Genomic DNA, 19,617 nt, shown 5'->3' with positions numbered 1-19,617 from the left:
CCTGCGCGCGGCTCTCGGGTGACCGCGCGGGGCGGCGGTTGCGACATCCGCTCACCGTCGATATCGTGTTCGAATCGATTCGAGTCGAATCGATTCGACCCCGCAACTCCCAACACGAGGCAGTAATGTCGCACCAGCCGGACACCGGATCCACCATGGCCGAGAACCTCGACCCCCACGCCCACATCACCGCCGACGCCGCGCGCGCCGACGGCACGCCGACGAGCGCCCGGCCCCGCCGCGAACTCGTCGCCTGGCGCAACGCGATCTTCGCGATCTTCTTCCTCTCGGGCCTCAGCCTCGCGAGCTGGGTCGCGCGCCTGCCCGCCGTTCGCGACCAGGTCGAGCTCAGCACGCAGGGCGTCGGGCTCATCATCCTCGCGGGTTCGATCGGGTCGATCGTGGGCCTCATCGCCGCGCCCGCCATCATGGCGCGCTTCGGCGCCCGCCTCGGGATGTCGGCCATGCTCGTCACCGTCGCGATCGGACTCGTGCTCGTCGGCATCGGCGGCTCGATCGCGCCGAGCGTGCCGCTCGTCGCCATCGGCCTCGTCCTGTTCGGCTTCGGCAACGGCTCGGTCGACGTGATGATGAACGTCGAGGGCGCCGAGGCCGAGCGCGAACTCGGCAAGACGGTCATGCCGCTCATGCACGCGTTCTTCAGTTTCGGCACGGTCGCGGGCGCCGGACTCGCGGCCGCGGCATCCGCCCTCGGGCTCATCGTGGCCGTGCACCTCGGCGTCATCGCGGCCGTCATCGCGGTCGCCGTGGTCGTGGCGGTGCGCTTCGTGCCGCTGCGCGCCGAGCTCGGCGACGACACCCACGCCGACGCGCCGCGCGACCCGTGGACGGTGCGCCTGAAGCGGAGCCTCTCGGTGTGGACCGACGCGCGCCTGCTCCTCATCGGCGTCGTCATGCTCGGCATGTCGTTCGCCGAGGGCAGCGCCAACGACTGGCTCGCCCTCGCGGTCGTCGACGGGCACGGCTTCGACGAGACGACCGCGGCCGCCATGTTCACCGTCTTCACCGTCGCGATCACGGCGGCGCGCGTGCTCGGCGGGCCGTTCATCGACCGGTTCGGGCGCGTGGCGATGCTGCAGTCGATGGCTGCGATCGGCGTCGTCGGGCTCGCGCTGTTCATCTTCGGGTCCGAGCCGTGGGTGCTGATCGTCGGCACGCTCCTGTGGGGCATCGGCTGCTCGCTCGCGTTCCCGGTCGGCATGTCGGCCGCCGCCGACGTGCCCGACCGAGCGGATGCCGCGGCGCGCGTCTCGGCGGTCGCGATGATCGGCTACTGTGCGTTCCTCGTCGGCCCGCCGCTCATCGGCTTCCTCGGCGAGCAGTTCGGCATCCTCAACGGGTTGCTGCTGCTGCTCGGGCTCATGGTCGTCGCGGGGCTCGCCGCGCCGGCCGCGCGCGAGCGGTCGCGGCAGCGCCGCGCCGGCTGACGCAAGGGGGTGCGCGCGCGGCATCCGCTCGGCAGGATGCAGCCATGAGCGAACGCGACGACACCGCCCCCGACGCCCCCCTGCCCGAGCACACCCGCCCCGAGGGCACGACGGATGCCACGATCGAGGCCCTCGGCAAGTACTCCGAGGCGCTCGAGGTCATCGAGGACGCGCGCGGTTCGCTGTACCGGTTCCACCGGCTCACGGGGAAGGCCGACCTGGCGATCGGCGAGGCGGTCGAGCTGTTCCGGAAGGCGGGGCACGACGGGATCGCCGACCGGATCGAGCGCGAGATCATCGGGCGCAACGTGCTCGAGGGGCGGTGGACCTTCCAGGTCATGGAGGAGTACGACGACGGGTACTACGCCGCCGTGAGGGCCTCGGAACGGGCCGCGCGCGAGGAGCTCGTCGGCGGCCGCCGCCACATCTTCGAGGCGGAGATGAAGGAGCGCGAGCGCACGCGCGGCCTGCGCCACCACGAGGCGCGTCCCCGCCCCGCCGAGTGACGCCGCCGGCGACGACGGATGCCGCTGCAGCCGCATCACCGCGCGCGAACGGCCGCACCCGTCACGTCGTGACGCGACGGTACGCGAGCCCGACCACACCGCGGTCGTAGGTGCGCGTCTCGGCGAGCGCGAGGTCGAGCCGCGCCTCGGGGAAGGCCGGCGTGCCGCCGCCGACGAGCACCGGGAACACGTGGAGCAGCACCTCGTCGACGATCCCGGCGCGGAACGCCGCGCCGGCCAGGTCGGGCCCGCCGATCGCGACGTCTCGACCGAGCGACGGGACGAGGCGCCGCACCTCGTCGACGTCGAAGTGCCGTTCGACGCGGGTGCGCGGGGCGTCGACGTGGTGGAGCGTCCGCGAGTAGACGACCTTGTCGGCCGACCGCCAGATGCGTGCGAAGCCGACCACCACCTCGGGCAGCCCGTCGAGGTCGATGGCGTCCCAGGCGCGCATGACCTCGTACGTGCGCCGCCCGAGCAGGAAGACGCCGACGCCGTGCATCCGCGCGTTCACGGCCGCGTGCACGTCGTCGCCCGGCAGCGCCCAGTCGAATCCGCCGTCGCGGTCGGCGATGCAGCCGTCGAGCGAGGCCAGTGCGGAGTAGATCAATCGGCCCATCGGTCCCCCTCCGACCACGTCCCACCTCCAACGTAGACTCGCAGGGTGCGTCTCGTCATCGCCCGTTGCTCCGTCGACTATGCCGGTCGGCTCTCGGCGCACCTCCCGCTCGCGACGCGCCTGCTCATGGTGAAGGGCGACGGCAGCCTCCTCGTCCACTCCGACGGCGGCAGCTACAAGCCCCTCAACTGGATGAGCCCGCCGTGCACGCTCGAGACCGCGGTGCCCGACGACGACCAGCGTGCGGCGGGCGTCGCCGAGGTGTGGACCGTCACCCACCGCAAGACGGCCGATCGCCTGATCGTGTCGATCCACGAGGTGCTGCACGACTCGAGCCACGAGCTCGGGGTCGATCCCGGGCTGCAGAAGGACGGGGTGGAGTCGCACCTCCAGCAGCTCCTCGCCGAGCAGATCGAGGTGCTGGGCGACGGCTACCGCCTGGTGCGGCGCGAGTACATGACCGCGATCGGCCCGGTCGACATCCTGGCGACGGATGCCTCGGGCCGCTCGGTCGCGGTCGAGCTGAAGCGCCGCGGCGACATCGACGGCGTCGAGCAGCTCACGCGCTACCTCGACCTGATGAACCGCGATCCGCGCCTGGCGCCGGTCACGGGGGTGTTCGCCGCGCAGGAGATCAAGCCGCAGGCGCGCACGCTCGCGGAGGACCGAGGCATCCGCTGCGTGGTGCTCGACTACGACGCGATGCGCGGCGTCGACAGCGGTCACGCCCGCCTGTTCTGACCGAGCCCGGACGTTTCCTGAGTGTTCCTCGAACAACGGGTCGTAGGATGACTCGGTGACCTCCCCCCTTTCCACGACCCCGACCACGGCCGCACCCCCGCGCGTCTGGTCCGCAGTGCTGTTCGACCTGGACGGCACGATCGTCGACTCCGCGAGCGAGATCATGGACTCCCTCGCCCACATGTTCACCGAGATGGGCGTCCCCGTTCCGGATGTCGACACGCTGCGCTCGTACGTCGGCCCGCCGCTGCTCGACAGCCTCCAGATGACGGCCGGCTTCACCGACGTCGAGGCGTGGGAGGCGCTCAACGTCTACCGCGACCACTACGACCAGCACCTGCTCCGCTCCCCCGTCTTCCCCGGCGTCGAGGGCGTGCTCCAGCGCGTGCAGGCGGCCGGCATCCCCATCGCGCTCGCGACGAGCAAGCCCGAGTCGATGGCGCGCGAGGTGCTCGAGCACAACGGGCTCGCGAAGTACTTCACCGACATCGCCGGCGCCAGCGAGGACGAGACGCGCAGCACCAAGGCCGACGTCGTCGCCGAGGCGCTGCGGCGCCTGCAGGCCCGCGGCATCGACACGACGGATGCCGTCATGGTGGGCGATCGCGGGTACGACATCCTCGGCGCGGCCGCCCACGACGTGCCGACCATCCTCGTCGAGTGGGGCTACGGCTCCCCCGCGGAGGCCGGCGACGCGCTCGCGGTCGTGCACTCCGCCGACCAGCTCCGGAGTTTCCTCGTCGGCTGACGCCGACGGCGCAGGACCTGCGCCATCCGTCGCCGTCGCTCGCACGACCGGCCTGCCATCGAGATATTCCGTGAGGATGCCTCGATAGCAACGATTCCGGTCGCTTCCTCAGCAGGGACTTCCCACCGCCCCCGTTCGGGGGGCAGGATTCCCCCTACGTCCGCCCACCGGCGGACGACGATCGTGTCCGCGGCCACCGCTGCGGGCACTCGGAGGGAGAACCATGGCTGGAACCAGCTCGCGCGCGCGGAAGCGCGCCGCGGCAGCCCTGCCGGCGCTCGCCCTCGTCGCATCCGGACTCGCGGCCACGGGCGCGGGCGGGATGGCGACGGCGGCACCGCAGGGGGCCGAGACGTCGATCGACGCCTCGGAGTACTACATCAACTACGTCGAGCCGCGCGCCGAAGAGGCGTTCGGCAGCGACCTGGAGGTCGTCGAGGGCGAGGCGGCGCAGAAGCGTGCCATCGAGCTCGCCGAGGAGGTCGACGCGAAGTTCGCCTCGGGCAACCCGATCGCCGCGCAGGGCCTCGCGAAGCTCGAAGCCGAGGCGATGAAGACCGGCAAGAGCCCCAAGCAGCTCAAGAAGGACAAGTACGAGAAGCGCTACAAGAAGGCGCCCTCGACGCAGGAGGCGAAGCTCCTGACGATCCTCGTCGAGTTCGACGACCAGGCGAACGACGACTTCACGGGCGTATACGTGCCGACCGCGTTCGGCGCGACCGACTGCAAGCCCGGCGACGTGCAGAACGGCCCGCTCCACAACAACATCCCGAACCCCGCCGACGCATCGATGCTCGACAACAACTCGATGTGGGTGCCCGACTTCTCGTCGGAGCACTTCGACGCGATGCTCTTCAGCGACGAAGGCATCACCGAGCGCGTGCGCACCGACCTCACGGGCCCCGACGGCAAGCCCGGATTCGACATCTCGGGCTACTCGATGAAGGCGATGTACGAGGAGATGTCGCGCGGCGCCTACACGGTGACCGGCAAGACCACCGAGTGGATCACCGTCCCGCACTCCGAGGCGTACTACGGCGCCAGCCGCTGCACGCAGGACGAGAACGGCACCTGGGTCGCCGGCGCCATCCAGGACATGAAGGGCCACCCGGACAACCCGATGGGTCCGCAGCAGCTCGCGATCGACGCCGTCAAGGCGCTCTCGGAGCAGCAGCCGGACTTCCCCTTCGCCGACTACGACATCGAGGACCAGGGCGACCGCGACGGCGACGGGAACTACTCCGAGCCCGACGGCGTGATCGACCACGTCGTGCTCGTGCACGCCGGTGAGGACAAGTCCGGCGGTGGCGGCGCGGAGGGCACGTACGCCCTCTGGGCGCACTCGTCGGCCGTTCCCGGCGGTGCGGAGATCCCGGGCACGGGCCTGAAGATCTCGAACTACATCGTGCAGCCCGAGGACTCCGGCGTCGGCGTCTTCGCGCACGAGTACGGCCACGACCTCGGCCTGCCCGACCTGTACGACACCACCGGCGGCGGCAACTCCGACGTCGACTTCTGGGACCTCATGTCGTCGGGTTCGCACGCCGGCCCGATCTTCCAGTCGATGCCCACGCACATGGGCCTCTGGGACAAGTGGGTGCTGGGCTGGGCCGACCCGCTCGAGCTGAACCCGGGCGATGAGCGCCAGACCGTCAAGGTCGGGCAGAACTCGCGTCCGCTCAAGGGCACGCACGACGGCGTCAAGGTCAACCTGCCCGACAAGGTCATCACGCTGACCGAGCCGCACAGCGGCGAGAACGCGTGGTACACCGGCGCCGACCAGGACTGGGCCGACATCACCCTGACGCGCAGCGTCGAGGTGCCCGCGGACGCGAAGTTCTGGATGTGGAACGACTACATCATCGAGGCGGACTGGGACTTCGGCTTCGTCGAGGTCTCGACCGACGGCGGCTCCTCGTGGACCGAGCTGAAGGTCTACAACCAGGACGGGTCCGAGGCGACCACCTCCGACACGTACGCAGACCCGAACGGCAACATGGCCACCTTCGGCGGCAAGAAGTACGGCCTGACCGGTGACTCGCACGGCTGGGTGCACCAGTACGTCGACCTCGGCGCGTACGCCGGCGAGACCGTCGACGTCCGTCTTCGCCAGGTGACGGATGCCGCCTACCTCGACCGCGGCTGGTTCGCGGACGACTTCTCGGTCACGAGCGGCTCCGAGACCGTGTGGACGGACGACGTCGAGTCGGGTGCGAACGGCTGGACCGCGGCGGTGTCGTCGTGGGCCGGAACGACCGGTCCCGGCTGGCGGATCGACTCGGGCACGTCGGTGAAGGCGCACTACTACCTCGTGGAGTGGCGCAACTTCGACGGGTTCGACGAGGGCCTGAAATACGCCTACGACACGATCTACAGCACCGACGCCTGGAAGGTCGACAAGATCGCCTACAACGCACCGGGCGCGCTGGTCTGGTACCGCGACACCACGTACGGCGACGCGAACCACGTGGCGAACAACCTCACGGCCCTGCCGAGCGCGGGCGCCAAGGGCGGCCTGTTGATCGTCGACAGCCACTTCGACCCGCTGCGCCGCACCGGCGAGGCGGCGGCGAAGGACCCGTCGACGCTGAAGAACCTGCCCTCGCGGGCGCAGTCCTCGAACGCGGCCTTCGGCCTGCAGGACACGTACCCGTTCACGGAGTGCATCACGGACGCGGCGTTCACCGAGTACTGCACCGAGATCCCGGCGCTGCCGGCGGTGCGCACGTTCACCGACGAGCAGGGCTGGACGCCCGGCATCGAGTACCGCAACGGCAGCCTGTTCTGGCGTCACTCCGACGCCTCGGTCGTCGTCCCCTCGGTCGACAACCAGCCGTACTCGACGCGGGTCGTCGACGCGGACGGCAAGCCCGTGACGGACCTGTACGGCACCGACCTCGGTTGGACCGTGCTCGGTTCGGGCAACCCGAAGGACGCGGGCGTCGGCTACGGCACGGTGATCACCGTGAAGAAGGCGATGAACGGCAACCGTTCGGCGCAGATCGAGATCACCCCGCCGCGCGCGGACTGATCGCGGACTGACACCGGCGAGGCGCCGGCCCCCTCGGGGGTCGGCGCCTCGTCTCGTGTCAGCGGGCGGCGGGGCCGGAGCCGGCGAGCAGCCCGTCGAGCAGCCGGTCGAGCCCCCAGGCGAAGCGTCCGGCGGGATCGTCGTCGAGGTCGCGCGACCGGCCGCTGAGCGGGAAGGACTCGAGGTCGTCCCAGAGCGTGTCGGATGCCGCGGCCGACGCGGACCCGGCCGCCGGATCGGGCGCCACCTCGGCCTCGCGCGCGGCGTCGGCCTCGCGGACCGCGTCGGCGGCGTCGAAGGCCACCGCGCCGAGGACGTGCACGCGCACGGCGTGCGCGGCCCGTCCCGCGGAGGCGAGGTCGAGGCCGGCATCGGTGAAGGCGGTGAGCAGGTCTTCGTCCATGCGGGCGGCGTTGGGTCCGTCGAGCGGCGTCGCGAGCAGGAGTCCGACCGCGCCGGGGCGCTCGACGAGCAGGTCGCGCAGGGCCGAGGCGAGGGCCTGCACACGGTCGCGCGGCTCGAGGGCCGGCGCGGGGGCACCGGCGTCGGCGGCATCCGTCGTCGTGGGGTCGACGCCGTGGAGGCGGCCGAGCACCTGCTCGACCATGCCAGCGAGCAGCGCCTGCTTGTTGGGGTAGTACGTGTACATAGCGGTCGGCGTGAGGCCGAGGGCACCCGCCACGCCGCGAACCGACACCGCGTCGAACCCCTTCGTCTCGAGCAGCTCGAACGCGGCGTCGAGGATCTCGGGGTGGGTGAGGCTGCGTCTGGGTCCGGGTCTCATTCGACTCCTCTGGGGCGGGAACGCGTGACACCGTACTGTATTGCCGCCGGGGGCCGCGGGGCCACTCCGCGCCATCCGTCGACGAGGAACCGGGCAGCGACGCGGCCGCAGTTGACGGGTGCGCCGCACGGCGTGAGGCTGGGCACATGGCATCCACGTCTCGAGCCCGGATCAGCGTCGTCGGCGACGCACTCATCGACGAACTGCGCGACCCCTCCGGCGCCCGGGAGTTCGTGGGCGGCGCCGCGCTGAACGTCGCGGTGGGCCTCGCCCTCCTCGGCGACGACGCGACCCTCATCGCGATGGTCGGCGACGACGAGCCGGCCGAGCGCATCCACGCCTTCCTCGACGACTACGGCGTCCGGCTCGTCGCGAGCCCGTCGCAGCACGGCACGTCGCGTGCGGTCTCGATCCGCACCGACGGGGAGCCGCGGTACGAGTTCAACGAGGCGGCGCAGCACCGGCAGCTGCGCTTCGACGACGACACGCGCGCCGCCCTCGCCGACGCCGACCTGGTGGTCGTCAGCTGCTACCCGTTCGACGACGACGAGCAGGTCGACCTGCTGCTCGACGCGATCGAGGGTTCCGAGCACCGCCTGATCGTCGACGGCAACCCGCGGTCGGGCATGCTGCACGACCGCGACCGGTTCCTCGCGAACTTCGAGCGCGTCGCCGCCCGATCGCTGCTCGTCAAGGTCGGCGACGAGGACGCCGACCTCCTGCTCGGAGCGCCGCTCGACGAGTTCGTGGCGCGTCTCGGGGGCGGGGGGTCGACGGATGCCGCGGGGCCGGCCGTCCTCGCGACCGCGGGCCGCCACGGCGCATCGCTGCACCACCGCGGCATCGAGGTGCACGCCGACATCGTGCAGCTCGACGGCCCGGTCGTCGACACGATGGGCGCCGGCGACGCGACCCTCGCCGCGGTCGTGCACCGCATCGCCGCGGACGGCGTGCCGGCGGACGCCGAGGCGTGGTCGCGGGCCCTCGGCGAGGCGATGGAGATCGCCGCGGCCACGGTCCGGCACGAGGGGGCGCTGCTGCGCACGGGCGTCGCCTCACCCCAGATCGGCAGCTGAGCCCGAGTGCTCATCCGAGCACCGCGCCAACTGGGTCTTGCGGAACGCCCGGTCGAGGGTCGTAGACTCGGGCGCATCCGTCGGGCCGCACCCGGCATGCACGTCGAGGAGCGCGACGCCGACCACCGGCGCCCCCCTCGCACACGCCGAATCGGGCCGGACGGACAGCAACCCCGATCGCGCCGCGACCCGGCGCATCCCCCGGACGGGCAGCGAGCCACCGCCTCCCGTGCGTCCAGGGGCGGAGAGGAGTGGACGTGGAGGACGCGGCGAACCGCGAACCGTCACCCCTCGACGCACCCTCGGTGATCGAGACCCCGACCGACGCGGAACTCGTCGACGCCGCCCATACCGGCGACTCCTTCGCCATCACCCGCCTCTGGCAGCGCCACCGCTCGGTGGCGTGGCGCGCGGCCCGCGCCGCAACCGGCCGGCCCGACGCCGAGCCGGTCGTCGTCCGCACCGCCGAGCGCCTCGTCGCCGAACTCGGCGACGGCGGAGGTCCGGCGGGCGCGACCCGGCCGCACCTGCTCGCCCTGACCCGCCAGGCGATCGCGGATGAGAGCGCGATGCCGCCGCCCGAGCCGGCCGCCGGTGCCGCGTCGGCGGCGCACCCCCCGCTCGAGCTCGCGCCCGTCGAGACGTACCAGGACGTGCTCCCCGACGGCATGGGCGACGGGTCCGCTGCGGCCGCCGCCTTCGCCGCGCTGCCCACCCGGTGGCAGGAGGCCCTCTGGCTCACCGAGGTCGACGGCCTGACCACCGCCGAGCTCGCCGCGGAACTCGGCCTCACGGCCGACGACACCGAGACGATGGTCGCCGACGCGCAGGCGGCCCTTCGCGCGGAGTGGAACTCCCTCCGGCTGGCCGAGCTGCCCGACGACGCCGAGTGCCGCACCGCGGCGGCCGCGGCGGGGCGTCGCGCCCGTGCCCACCTCGATGAGTGCCCGCGCTGCCGGGTCGTCGCCGCACCGCCCGAGGCCGTCGCCCGTCGCGCCGTGACGACCCTGCCGATCCTCCTGCTGGGTGCCGGCGGCGGCATCGCGTTCCTCGAGTCCGTGCGCGGCGGAGCCTCCGCCGCGGCGACGGAGCCGGTGCCGACCCTCGCCGAGACGGCCGCCGAGTCGGAGGCTGCGGCCGACGCCGACACGACCCCCGGGATCGGGCGCGTCGCCGGACTCGTCGCACTGCCCGCTGCCCTCGTCACCGCGCTCCGCACGAGCCCCCGTCGACGCGCGGCCGCGGTCGGCGCCGCCCTCGGCGGCATCGCGGCCACCACCGCACTCGTCGCCGGGCTGTCCCTCTGGAACGGCGGCGGCGAGGAGGACCCCCGGATCCTGGCCGATCCCGGGTCGACGAACGACGTCGCGGCCTCCGCGCCGCGCCTGCTCCCGCCCGTCGTGGTCTCGACCGAACTCCCCGACGAACCGAGCCCGACCGCGCCGGCACCGACGGAACCGGACGCCGGCCCGCAGCCGTCCGCCGGCGCCGCGCCGGCGCCGGACGCGGCGGAGACGCCGCAGGGCAGGAGTTCGGGTGCACCCTCCCGCAGCACGACGGACGACGACCAGGCCGCCGCGCCCCCGGCCGGGACGACGCCCGCGACCGGTGGTGGTCGGACGCCGGTCTCCGAACCGGCGCCGCCGACCGGCAGCACGCCCATCACGGCCGAGCTCAGCCGACCCGGCCCCAACGGATGGCGCACCCTGACCGTGACCGGCGAGCCCGGCGCGCCGTTCACGGTCTCGAGCGGTGGCGAGGTGCTCTTCTCGGGCGTGCTCGACGCGAGCGGCACGGCCACCCTCCAGGTGCGCGGGACCATCAGCCTCGACTCGCTCTCGCTCGCGTACGGCGTCCTCGGCGGCACCGCCTACGCCCTCACCGACGGGCTGCTCGGCTCGCCCGACGGGGCGCTTCGCAGCACGGAGACGCCGGCGCCCTGACCCCGCGACCGTGGGCGCGGTGGGATCGCAGCGGATCCACCCGGTCCGCTCGACCCGTGGGGACCTTGGTCCGATCCGGACGGGCCGGTCGGTCCTAGCCTGAGCGCATGTCCTCCTCGACGGTGCCGGCGGACCGGGCTCGACCGAGCGCCGAGGCGCGACCGCCCGGGCCGGGACGAGGTCGGGCCGCGGCATCCGCTCGCCGACGCCTGGCCGTCGAGACCGAGGCCCTCGTCGGCGGCCTCATCGCGGCGACGACGAGCGCCGTGGTGGCGTGGCTGTTCTTCCGCGGGCTCGTGTGGCCCCTGTGGGGGCGGTGGTCGGTCGGCGCGGTGGCCGCCATCAGCGTCCTCGTCACGACGCTCGTGATCGGCGCGGTCGCCTACGCGCGCTCGCGCGACCTGCCGGGGCAGGAGTGGCGCCGTCGACTGCGACCCTGGAAGACCGCGCTCGACGTCGCGACGGTCGCGGCCGTCCATGCCGTGATCGCCGGCATCGTCACCGTGGTCGTCTTCACGACGCTGCAGCGCGCCTTCGAGGGCATCATCGTCGACGCGTTCACCGCGACCGGGGCCACCGCGGCATCCGCCGGCCTCGCCGCCTACTGGGTCGCGCTGTCGGCATCCGCGGTCACCACCGGTCGCCTCGCCTCGCTGCTCGTGATCTTCATGTCGTCGTCGGTGCTCGCGAGCATGGCGACCGCGCAGGACCCGGCGTGGTGGGAGTACCACTTCAGCCAGCTCGGCACGAGCAACGACGTCTCGAGCTCGCTGTTCAACCTCGCCGTGCTCCTCGGCGGTGCGTTCGTCACGACGTTCGCGCTGTACGTCCACCGCGATCTCACCGCGCTGGTCCGGCAGGGCGTGCTCGTGCACGCCTGGACCCCCCGGTTCGTATCGACGGTGTTCGTCGTCATGGGCACGCTCCTCGCCTGCGTGGGCGTGTTCCCGCTCGACGTGAGCATGCTGCTCCACAACCTGTCGGCGATCGGGATGTCGTTGACCTTCCTCGGGCTGCTCGCCTCGGCGCCGTTCACCCTGAAGGGGATGCCGTCGCGGTTCTTCTGGCTCTGCGCGGGCGGCATCGTGCTGCTGCTCGGCGGCGCGCTGCTGTTCGAACCCGTCGGCTACTACAGCCTCACCGCCTTCGAACTGCTCGCCTTCGCGACGATCTTCGGCTGGATCTCCGTGTTCATCCGGTTCGTCGACGCCCTCGCCGACCGCGGCGAGCGCGATGTCGCCGCCGCTGTCGAGGACTACTCCGTCTGACCGGCATCCTCGGGCAGCCTCGGCTCGGCGGCATCCGCTCGCGAATGCGCGGCCGCGAACGATCGCGCCCGGCGGGTGGCGAACTCGATGAGCACGAGGAGGGCGACCACGGCGAGCGCGCTGAGGATCGCCGCGACGGGATCGCGCTGCGCGGCGGCGATGACGGCGTTCACCGTGGCCAGGCCGAGGACGCCGTAGAGCGTCGCCCACATCGCCCCGCCGACGACGAGCGCGGGCAGGTACTTCACCAGCGGCATCCGCAGCACCCCCGCAGCGAGGTTGACCGCCGTCTGGAAGCCGACCGTCAGGAACGACAGCGCGACCACCGGGGCGCCGAAGCGCTCGATCACCGTCTCCGCGCGTGCGAGCTGCGGCGCCATCCGGCCGCGCCGCTCGAGCAGCCGCTTCACGCCCGCGCGCGACCCGCGACCGAGCGCATAGGTGCCGCCCGCGCGGAGCAGCACGATCACGAACAGCACGCCGATGGCCGCCGGAAGGGGCCAGCCCTCGAAGATCTCCACGTCACCGCCCTGTCGCCGTCATCGACCGCGGCGGGCGGCCGACCTCGCGCGCCCGGACGTCGCGGTCGTGGGTTCGAGCGCAGTCTAGCCGCGCGTCCTCGGAGAAGGCCGGGACGAAGGTCTCGGCCGGACCGGTGCGCCGCTACTCGGCGAGCGCCGGGTCGGCGGTGAGCTCGACCGTCGCCCACACGTCGAACGGCAGCGGGTCGAGGGCGCTGATGACGGCCCGGCGCACCTCGTCCTCCTGCCCGATGGTGGCGGTGTCGTGGTCGAGCACGAACACCACGTCGACGTAGAGCTTCGCCCCGAGCTTCGTCGAGCGCACGTCGGGTCCGGGCAGGTCGAACCGTCCCGCGACGCCGTCGACCGCGCGTTCGATCGCGAGCAGGGTGTGCCCGTCGGGCTGCCCCTCGAGCAGCTCGGCGACGCCCCGTCGCAGCATCCGGATCGGGATCGGCGCGATGAGCGCGCACGCGACGAGCACGAGCACGGGGTCGATGTAGTCGAGCGGCCATTCGATGCCGACGAGCGCGAGCACCACGGCGAGCGCCGCGCCCACGGCGATCACGAACCGGCGCACGGCCGCCGCGTTCCACTGCGACGCCTCGACGGCGATGAGCTCGCTGCCCTCGGCGTTCCTGCGGAGCCACACGGCGAAGACGACGGATGCCACGGCCGCGACGAGCGCATAGACCGCCACCGCGAGCGCCGACACCCGTTGCCCGCCGCTCAGGATGACGATGACCGCGTCGCTCGCGGCGAACACGATCGTCGCCCCGACCGCGAGCCCCTGCACCGCGCCGACGAGCGGCGTCAGGCCGTCGCGCCCGTACGGGTACCGTTCGGTCGGGCCGGCGTCGGCGGCGCGGGAGGCACGCAGCGCGAGCCACGACATCGCGACGCCGATGACGCCGACCGCGGCGACGAGGACGAGCACGCGCGAACCCGCCCAGATGCCCAGTCCGATGGCCGTCACCGAGAGCACGATCGCCAACCACATCGAGGCCTTGAGGCCGCGCTCCTCGGCGAGCGCACGGGTGGCGGATGCCGCGGCCCGGATGGAGCCGGTGTCCGGTCCTGTCGTCATCGACGCGGCCCTCTCGTCGTCATCGCCACGGGGTCCATTCGCACAGAGTAGCGCCGCGGCATCCGTTCGGGGCCCCCGTTCGGTGCTCTACCGCTCCCCGGCGCGGCGGGTTACTGTCGGAGCGACGCCCGGCCCCCCGCGAAAGGGGAGCTTCCCGAGCAGCACGAGCCCGACGACGACGATCCGATCGACGAGGTCGTCGATCCCGACCACCTGGAGGCACGCCCGTGACCCGCAGCCCGCACAAGCTCATCGCCGAGGACTTCTCGCCCGTCCCGTCGCTCGCCGCGTTCGACGCCGTCGAGGTCGTGGCCGTCGACGAGTTCGGCGGCGGCACCGGCGGCGCCGGACTCGACGCGATCGGCGTGATCGTGCACGACGAGGGTCCCCTGCCCGAGGGCGTCGGGCTCGACCGGGACGCCCTGAAGCGCGCCGGGTTCGAGGCCAAGGCCGGACAGACGCTGCTGATCCCGCAGGCCGCCCGGACGCTCATCATCGTCGTCGGCGGCGGGCCCGCCGCCGAGGCCAGCGAGGCCACGCTCCGCGACGCGGCGGCCGCCTTCGTGCGAGCGGTGCCGAAGGCAGCGACCGTCGGCCTCCGCGTGCCCGCCCTCGGCGGGATCGACGCGGAGGCGGCCGGACGAGCCCTCACCGAGGGCACCACGCTCGCCCGGTACCGGTACGACGCGCTCAAGGCCGAGCCGCGCGAGGCCCGGCTCACGCGCGTGGAACTCCGCATCGACGACGCCGACCGCGACGCGGCATCCGCCGGCATCGCCACGGGACTCGTCGCCGCACGGGCCACCGCCGTCGCCCGCGACCTCGCGAACACGCCGCCGAGCCACCTCACCGCGACCGACCTGGCCGACGTCGCCGAGCTCCTCGGCGGCCGGTTCGGGTTCCACGTCGAGGTCTTCGACCGGCAGCAGCTCATCGAGCTCGGCTGCGGCGGCCTGCTCGGCGTGAACGCGGGCAGCGCGGATGAGCCGCGCATGGTGGTGCTGCGGTACGAGCCGGCTGGCGAGCCGACCGGACACCTCGGGCTCGTGGGCAAGGGCATCATGTACGACTCGGGCGGCATCAGCCTGAAGCCCAGCGACCCGATGCACCTGCTCATGAAGATGGACATGGGCGGCGCTGCGGCCGTGCTCGGCGCCTTCACCGCGCTGCGCGGCCTCGGCACGACCGCGAAGGTCACCGGCTGGCTCATGTGCACCGACAACATGCCGTCGGGTTCGGCGTACAAGCTCGGCGACGTCCTCACCGCCCGCGGGGGCAAGACGGTCGAGGTGAAGAACACCGACGCCGAGGGCCGGCTCGTGATGATGGACGCGCTCGTGCTCGCGACCGAGGAGGGGGTCGACGCGATCGTCGACATCGCGACGCTCACGGGCGCCGCGATGCGCGCGCTCGGGGAGACGCACTCGGTCGTGCTCGGCACGAGCCAGCCCCTCGTCGACCGGGTCCGCGACGCCGCCGAGGCGGTGGACGAGCCCACGTGGCAGTTCCCGCTCGTGCGGAAGTACCGCAAGCTCATGGACTCCGACGTCGCCGACATCGCCAACCTCGGCGGCACGAACGCGGGAGCCACGACCGCGGCGCTCTTCCTCGCCGAGTTCGTCGGCGACACCCCCTGGGCGCACCTCGACATCGCGGGCACGATGAGCGCCGACGCCGACGACGCATGGCGGTCGAAGGGTGCGACCGGCTACGGCGCGCGCATCCTCGCCGAGGTGGCGCGGGGGTTCACTCCGGTCGACTGAGCGGATGCCGCGGCCCGGCCGCCCTCGGCGGCCGGGTCGGGCCTCGGCTAGTAGAGCCCGAGCTCCGCGCCGGCCGCCTCGATGCGCCGCATCCGCTCGGACGCGTCGTCGCCGAGCCGTTCGAGGCAACCGGCGATGACCGACTCGACCAGCGCGAGCACGGGCGTCATGGCGTCGAACGCCGACGGCGAGCCCGTCTCGCTCGGCAGCACCACGTCGGCGTCCGACGCGATCGGCGAGAGCCACGAATCGGTGAAGAGCACCACCTGCGCGCGGCGTTCGCGCGCGGCCGCGGCGACCTGCAGGGTCGGCTCCTCGTACCGGCGGTAGTCGAAGAGCACGACGACGTCGCCGCGCCCGAGCCCGGCGATCGCCTCGGCGCGGCCGCCGGCGTCGTCGGGCAGCATGGACACGCCGGGGCGCATGAGTTGCAGGTGCTGCGCGAGGAATCGCGCGAGGAGCCCGCTGAAGCGCCCGCCCGCGACGAGCACCCGCCCCTTCGCCGAGGTGAGCGCCTCGACGCTGCGTTCGAACTCGTCGGGCGCGAGGTTGGCGAAGGTGCGCTCGAGCGTGGTGCGCATGATCGCGCCCGCCTGCTCGAGCCGCGTGCCCTCGCCGCCGAGCGCGGTGCCCTGCCCCCGGTCGTACAGCGCGAGCGGCGACGCCGAGCGCTCGTCGAGGTCGTCGCGGAGCGCCTGCTGGAACTCGGGGAAGCCCCGGTAGCCCATGCGGTTCGCGAACCGCAGCACCGTGGGGCCGCTGACCCCGGCGCGCGCCGCGAGCTTCGCGACGGTCTCGAAGCCCGCCGACGGGTACGACGACAGCAGGACCCGGGCGACCTTGCGCTCCGCGGGCGAGCAGTCGGCCATGCCGCGGCGGATCGCCTCGGCCACCGACGTCCGGCCCTCCGGCCCGGTCGTGCCCGCTCCTGCGTCCAGCGTCATCGACGACCCCCTTCCGCGTCTCACCGTACTGCCCTCCCCCGGCGCTCGCGGGTCACGCCGCGTCGGACGCCCCGGCGGTCGGTGCCCCGGCGTGCGCCTCAGCCACGGCGACGACGAGCCCGGCGAGCAGCGCGACCCGTTCGGGCACGGTCGCGAGGTCCAGCCACTCGTCGACGCCGTGGTCGCCCCCGCCGACCGGTCCGAGCCCGTCGAGGGTCGGCACCCCGAGCGCGGCCACGAAGTTCGCGTCGGACGCGCCCCCCGTCGCCGCGACATCGAACGCGAGTCCCAGCCGGGCGCCCACCCCGCGGGCGAGCGCGGCCAGGTCGTCGGTCGCCGACCGTTCGAGCGGCGGGCACACGTCGAGCCGCGTGACCTCGATGCGCGCGCCGTCGACGAACGGATGCCGCCCCCGCTCGTCGATCGCGTCGAGCGTGGCGACCAGCTCGGCGAGCCCGGTCGCCCGCACCTCGACGTGGAGCTCGGCGTGCTCGGGCACGATGTTCGCGCGCGAACCCGACGCGACCCGGCCGACGTTCACCGTCAGCCCGGGCTCCGCGCCCGACAGCGCCTGCACGTCGAGCAGCAGCCGGGCCGCCTCCACCGCGGCGTTGATGCCGCGCTCGGGCTCGACGCCCGAGTGCGCGGCACGGCCGTGGATCGAGACGAGGACGTCGGCCACGCCCTTGCGGGCGCCGACCAGGTCGCCGTTCTCCCGCGCGCACTCGAGGCACAGCGCGGCATCCGCCCCTCGGGCCACCTCGGCGAGGATCTCGCGGCTCGCAGGGGAACCGATCTCCTCGTCGGGCGTGAGGGCGATGACGAGCTCGCCGTAGGCGGCGTAGCCGAGCCGGTCGAGCACGCGCGCGGCCGCGATGCCCGCGGCGATGCCCGCGACGTCGTCGCACACGCCGGGGCCGTACGCGATGCCGTCCGCGATGCCGAACGGGCGGTCCGCCGCCGTCCCCGCGGGGAACACCGTGTCCATGTGCGCGAACAGCACCACGCGTGCGGTGCCGGTGCCGCGTCGCCGGGCGACGACCACCGGGCCGTAGCGGCGGCCGTCGTGCTCGGGCGTCGGCACGGTCTCGACGTCGAAGCCGTCGGCGGCGAGCGTCGCCGCCGCCCACTCCGCGACCCGCGTCACGCCCTCGGCGTCGTGCGACCCCGAGTCGATCCCGACGAGGTGCGCGAGGTCGTCGCGGTATCGGCCGTCGACCGCGTGGGCCGCGTGGCGCAGCTCCTCGGCGGTCGGGGCGCCGCGCGCGTCGGCGCGGTGGTCGACGGTGACGGATGCGGCGGCTCGGGGTCGAACGGTCGTCCCCGCCACGTCAGAGCACCTTCGACAGGAACGAGCGCGTACGCTCCTCCGTCGGGTCGCCGAGGACCTGGGCCGGGTCGCCGGCCTCGACGACCACGCCGCCGTCCATGAACACGGCCACGTCGCCGACCTCGCGCGCGAAGCCGATCTCGTGCGTGACGACGATCATCGTCATGCCGCTCTCGGCGAGCCCGCGCATCACGTCGAGCACGTCGCCGACGAGCTCCGGGTCGAGTGCCGACGTGGGCTCGTCGAACAGCATGACCTCGGGCTCCATGGCGAGCGCGCGCGCGATCGCGACGCGCTGCTGCTGGCCGCCCGAGAGCTGCGCCGGGTAGGTGTCGGCCTTCTCGGCGAGCCCGACCTGGGCCAGCAGGCGCTGCGCCTGCTCCCTGGCATCCGCCTTCGAACGACGCGCGACCTGGACGGGCGCCTCGATGACGTTCTCGAGCGCGGTCATGTGCGGGAACAGGTTGAAGCGCTGGAACACCATGCCGACCTTGCGGCGCTGGGTCGCGACCTCCCGCTCGCGGAGCTCGTAGAGCTTGCCGTTCCGCTCGCGGTAGCCGACCGTCTCGCCGTCGACGCGGATCATGCCGGCGTCGATCTGCTCGAGGTGGTTGATGCAGCGGAGGAACGTCGACTTGCCCGAGCCGGACGGGCCGAGGAGGCACACGACCTGGCCGCGGTCGACCGACATGGTGATGCCCTTCAGCACCTCGAGGTTGCCGAAGCGCTTGTGCACCTCGACGGCCTCGACCATGGGTCGCTCCGACGTCGCCGCGAGCGGCGCGGCGTGGGGAATGGTGGCGGTCATGAGGCCGACTCCTTCTTCGACGCGCGGGCGGTGCGGGCCGGCAGCGCGATGCTCTGCGTGAACGTCGACACGCGCGAGCCGATCGTGGGCCGGGCGCCGTTGAAGCCGCGGCCGTAGCGACGCTCGAGCCACATCTGCGGGATCGACAGGATCGAGGTGAGCGCGAGGTACCAGATCGCCGCGACGATGAGCAGCGGGATGATCTTGTAGTTCTGCGTGTACGCCTCGCGGATGTTCGACATGAGGTCGTCGCCCGCGACGATGGCGACGAGCGAGGTGCTCTTCAGCATCGTGATCGTCTCATTGCCCATCGGCGGGATGATCACGCGCATGGCCTGCGGGAGCACGACCCGTCGCAGCGTCTTGGCGGGCGACATGCCGAGCGAGTGCGCGGCTTCGGTCTGGCCCGGGTCGACCGACTGGATGCCGGCGCGCACGATCTCGGCGGCGTACGCCATCTCGTTCAGGCCGAGCGCGAGCAGGGCGGCGACCGTCGCCGGGATCAGGTCGCTGGTCGTGAACGACCAGAACTCGATCGAGGTGAACGGCACGCCGATGACGATCTTCGGGATGAACGCCCCGATGAAGCCCCAGAAGATGAGCTGCAGCAGCAGCGGCGTGCCGCGGAAGACCCAGATGAACAGCATCGCGGCGACCGACAGCACCGGGTTCGCCGAGAGTCGCATGACCGCGACGACGATGCCGCCGATGACGCCCATCACCATCGACGCGGCGGTGAGCCACAGCGTGATGAGGACGCCGTTGATGGTCAGCGGCTTGAAGAGGTACTCGCCGACCGTCGGGAGGTCGAGGTTCGGGTTCTGGAGGATCGACGCGAAGGCGCCGATCCCGAGGACCAGGACGAGGACGGCGGCGATCCACCGTCCCGGGTGGCGCACGGGTACGGCTTCGATGGGTCCGGGGCGGGCGGCGCCCGAGGGGCCGGTGGGCCCCGCGGGCGCCGCCGTGGCCGACGGCTGCGTTGCGGTCATGGGTGGTG

17 protein-coding genes are annotated in these 19,617 nt (G+C 72.9%); 9 read left to right on the top strand and 8 right to left on the bottom strand.

What is annotated here, in order from left to right; all coding sequences use genetic code 11:
- Positions 1-125 precede the first annotated feature (125 nt).
- The gene (locus RH861_RS02015) at positions 126-1,448 is read left to right on the top strand and encodes an MFS transporter (RefSeq protein ID WP_310519520.1); all 1,323 of its coding nucleotides are present in this window, start codon (positions 126-128) and stop codon (positions 1,446-1,448) included.
- A 44-nt stretch (positions 1,449-1,492) separates the two neighbouring features.
- On the top strand, positions 1,493-1,954 hold the full coding sequence (locus tag RH861_RS02010) for a hypothetical protein (RefSeq protein WP_310519519.1): 462 nt from the start codon (positions 1,493-1,495) through the stop codon (positions 1,952-1,954).
- A 61-nt stretch (positions 1,955-2,015) separates the two neighbouring features.
- On the opposite strand, the gene RH861_RS02005 is transcribed toward RH861_RS02010, so the two are convergent.
- Positions 2,016-2,573 carry a dihydrofolate reductase family protein gene (locus tag RH861_RS02005; RefSeq protein ID WP_310519518.1) on the bottom strand — a complete coding sequence of 186 codons (558 nt, stop codon included), beginning with the start codon at positions 2,571-2,573 and terminating at the stop codon, positions 2,016-2,018.
- A gap of 45 nt (positions 2,574-2,618) precedes the next feature.
- On the opposite strand from RH861_RS02005, the gene nucS reads away from it, so the two are divergent.
- From nucS to RH861_RS01990, 3 genes are all read left to right on the top strand, one after another.
- Positions 2,619-3,314 (top strand): endonuclease NucS, encoded by a 696-nt coding sequence (gene nucS, locus RH861_RS02000; RefSeq protein WP_310519517.1) that lies wholly within the window; start codon positions 2,619-2,621, stop codon positions 3,312-3,314.
- 55 nt (positions 3,315-3,369) lie between these two features.
- Positions 3,370-4,062 (top strand): HAD hydrolase-like protein, encoded by a 693-nt coding sequence (locus RH861_RS01995; protein WP_310519516.1) that lies wholly within the window; start codon positions 3,370-3,372, stop codon positions 4,060-4,062.
- Between the two features lie 223 nt (positions 4,063-4,285).
- A complete protein-coding gene (locus tag RH861_RS01990) occupies positions 4,286-7,093 on the top strand; it encodes an immune inhibitor A domain-containing protein (RefSeq protein WP_310519515.1) in 2,808 nt (935 codons plus the stop codon).
- Positions 7,094-7,151: 58 nt separating this feature from the next.
- Here the strand turns inward: RH861_RS01990 and RH861_RS01985 are convergent, their stop codons facing one another.
- Positions 7,152-7,877 (bottom strand): TetR/AcrR family transcriptional regulator, encoded by a 726-nt coding sequence (locus RH861_RS01985; RefSeq protein ID WP_310519514.1) that lies wholly within the window; start codon positions 7,875-7,877, stop codon positions 7,152-7,154.
- Positions 7,878-8,023: 146 nt separating this feature from the next.
- Between RH861_RS01985 and RH861_RS01980 the strand changes: the two genes are divergently transcribed.
- The 3 genes from RH861_RS01980 (at position 8,024) to RH861_RS01970 (ending at position 12,164) form a co-directional block, all read left to right on the top strand.
- Positions 8,024-8,953, top strand: a complete 930-nt coding sequence (locus tag RH861_RS01980; RefSeq protein WP_310519513.1) for a carbohydrate kinase family protein — start codon at positions 8,024-8,026, stop codon at positions 8,951-8,953.
- A gap of 257 nt (positions 8,954-9,210) precedes the next feature.
- Positions 9,211-10,896, top strand: a complete 1,686-nt coding sequence (locus RH861_RS01975; protein ID WP_310519512.1) for a hypothetical protein — start codon at positions 9,211-9,213, stop codon at positions 10,894-10,896.
- Between the two features lie 107 nt (positions 10,897-11,003).
- Positions 11,004-12,164, top strand: coding sequence for a hypothetical protein (locus tag RH861_RS01970; RefSeq protein ID WP_310519511.1), 1,161 nt, complete (start codon positions 11,004-11,006; stop codon positions 12,162-12,164).
- Here the strand turns inward: RH861_RS01970 and RH861_RS01965 are convergent.
- Complete coding sequence (locus RH861_RS01965; protein ID WP_310519510.1) at positions 12,152-12,685, bottom strand: DedA family protein; 534 nt, start codon at positions 12,683-12,685, stop codon at positions 12,152-12,154. The genes RH861_RS01970 and RH861_RS01965 overlap by 13 nt on opposite strands.
- A 142-nt stretch (positions 12,686-12,827) precedes the next feature.
- Positions 12,828-13,772: a cation efflux transmembrane domain-containing protein gene (locus RH861_RS01960; protein WP_310519509.1), complete on the bottom strand. Its 945-nt coding sequence runs from the start codon at positions 13,770-13,772 to the stop codon at positions 12,828-12,830.
- A gap of 227 nt (positions 13,773-13,999) precedes the next feature.
- On the opposite strand from RH861_RS01960, the gene RH861_RS01955 reads away from it, so the two are divergent.
- Positions 14,000-15,535, top strand: coding sequence for a leucyl aminopeptidase (locus RH861_RS01955; RefSeq protein WP_310519508.1), 1,536 nt, complete (start codon positions 14,000-14,002; stop codon positions 15,533-15,535).
- Positions 15,536-15,582: 47 nt separating this feature from the next.
- On the opposite strand, the gene RH861_RS01950 is transcribed toward RH861_RS01955, so the two are convergent.
- Genes RH861_RS01950 through RH861_RS01935 form a run of 4 tightly spaced genes read right to left on the bottom strand, consistent with a single transcriptional unit; the run spans position 15,583 to position 19,609 of the window.
- On the bottom strand, positions 15,583-16,479 hold the full coding sequence (locus tag RH861_RS01950; protein ID WP_310519507.1) for a MurR/RpiR family transcriptional regulator: 897 nt from the start codon (positions 16,477-16,479) through the stop codon (positions 15,583-15,585).
- A gap of 52 nt (positions 16,480-16,531) precedes the next feature.
- Positions 16,532-17,809 (bottom strand): M20 family metallopeptidase, encoded by a 1,278-nt coding sequence (locus tag RH861_RS01945; protein ID WP_310519506.1) that lies wholly within the window; start codon positions 17,807-17,809, stop codon positions 16,532-16,534.
- Position 17,810: 1 nt separating this feature from the next.
- Positions 17,811-18,617, bottom strand: coding sequence for an amino acid ABC transporter ATP-binding protein (locus RH861_RS01940; RefSeq protein ID WP_282573705.1), 807 nt, complete (start codon positions 18,615-18,617; stop codon positions 17,811-17,813).
- Positions 18,614-19,609, bottom strand: a complete 996-nt coding sequence (locus tag RH861_RS01935; RefSeq protein ID WP_082847074.1) for an amino acid ABC transporter permease — start codon at positions 19,607-19,609, stop codon at positions 18,614-18,616. The genes RH861_RS01940 and RH861_RS01935 overlap by 4 nt, the downstream gene beginning before the upstream one ends.
- Between the last annotated feature and the right edge of the window lie 8 nt (positions 19,610-19,617).

The sequence above is a fragment of the Agromyces indicus genome (assembly GCF_031432295.1).
Classification (GTDB): domain Bacteria; phylum Actinomycetota; class Actinomycetes; order Actinomycetales; family Microbacteriaceae; genus Agromyces; species Agromyces indicus.
This window is presented reverse-complemented; position numbering and strand designations above follow the sequence as displayed.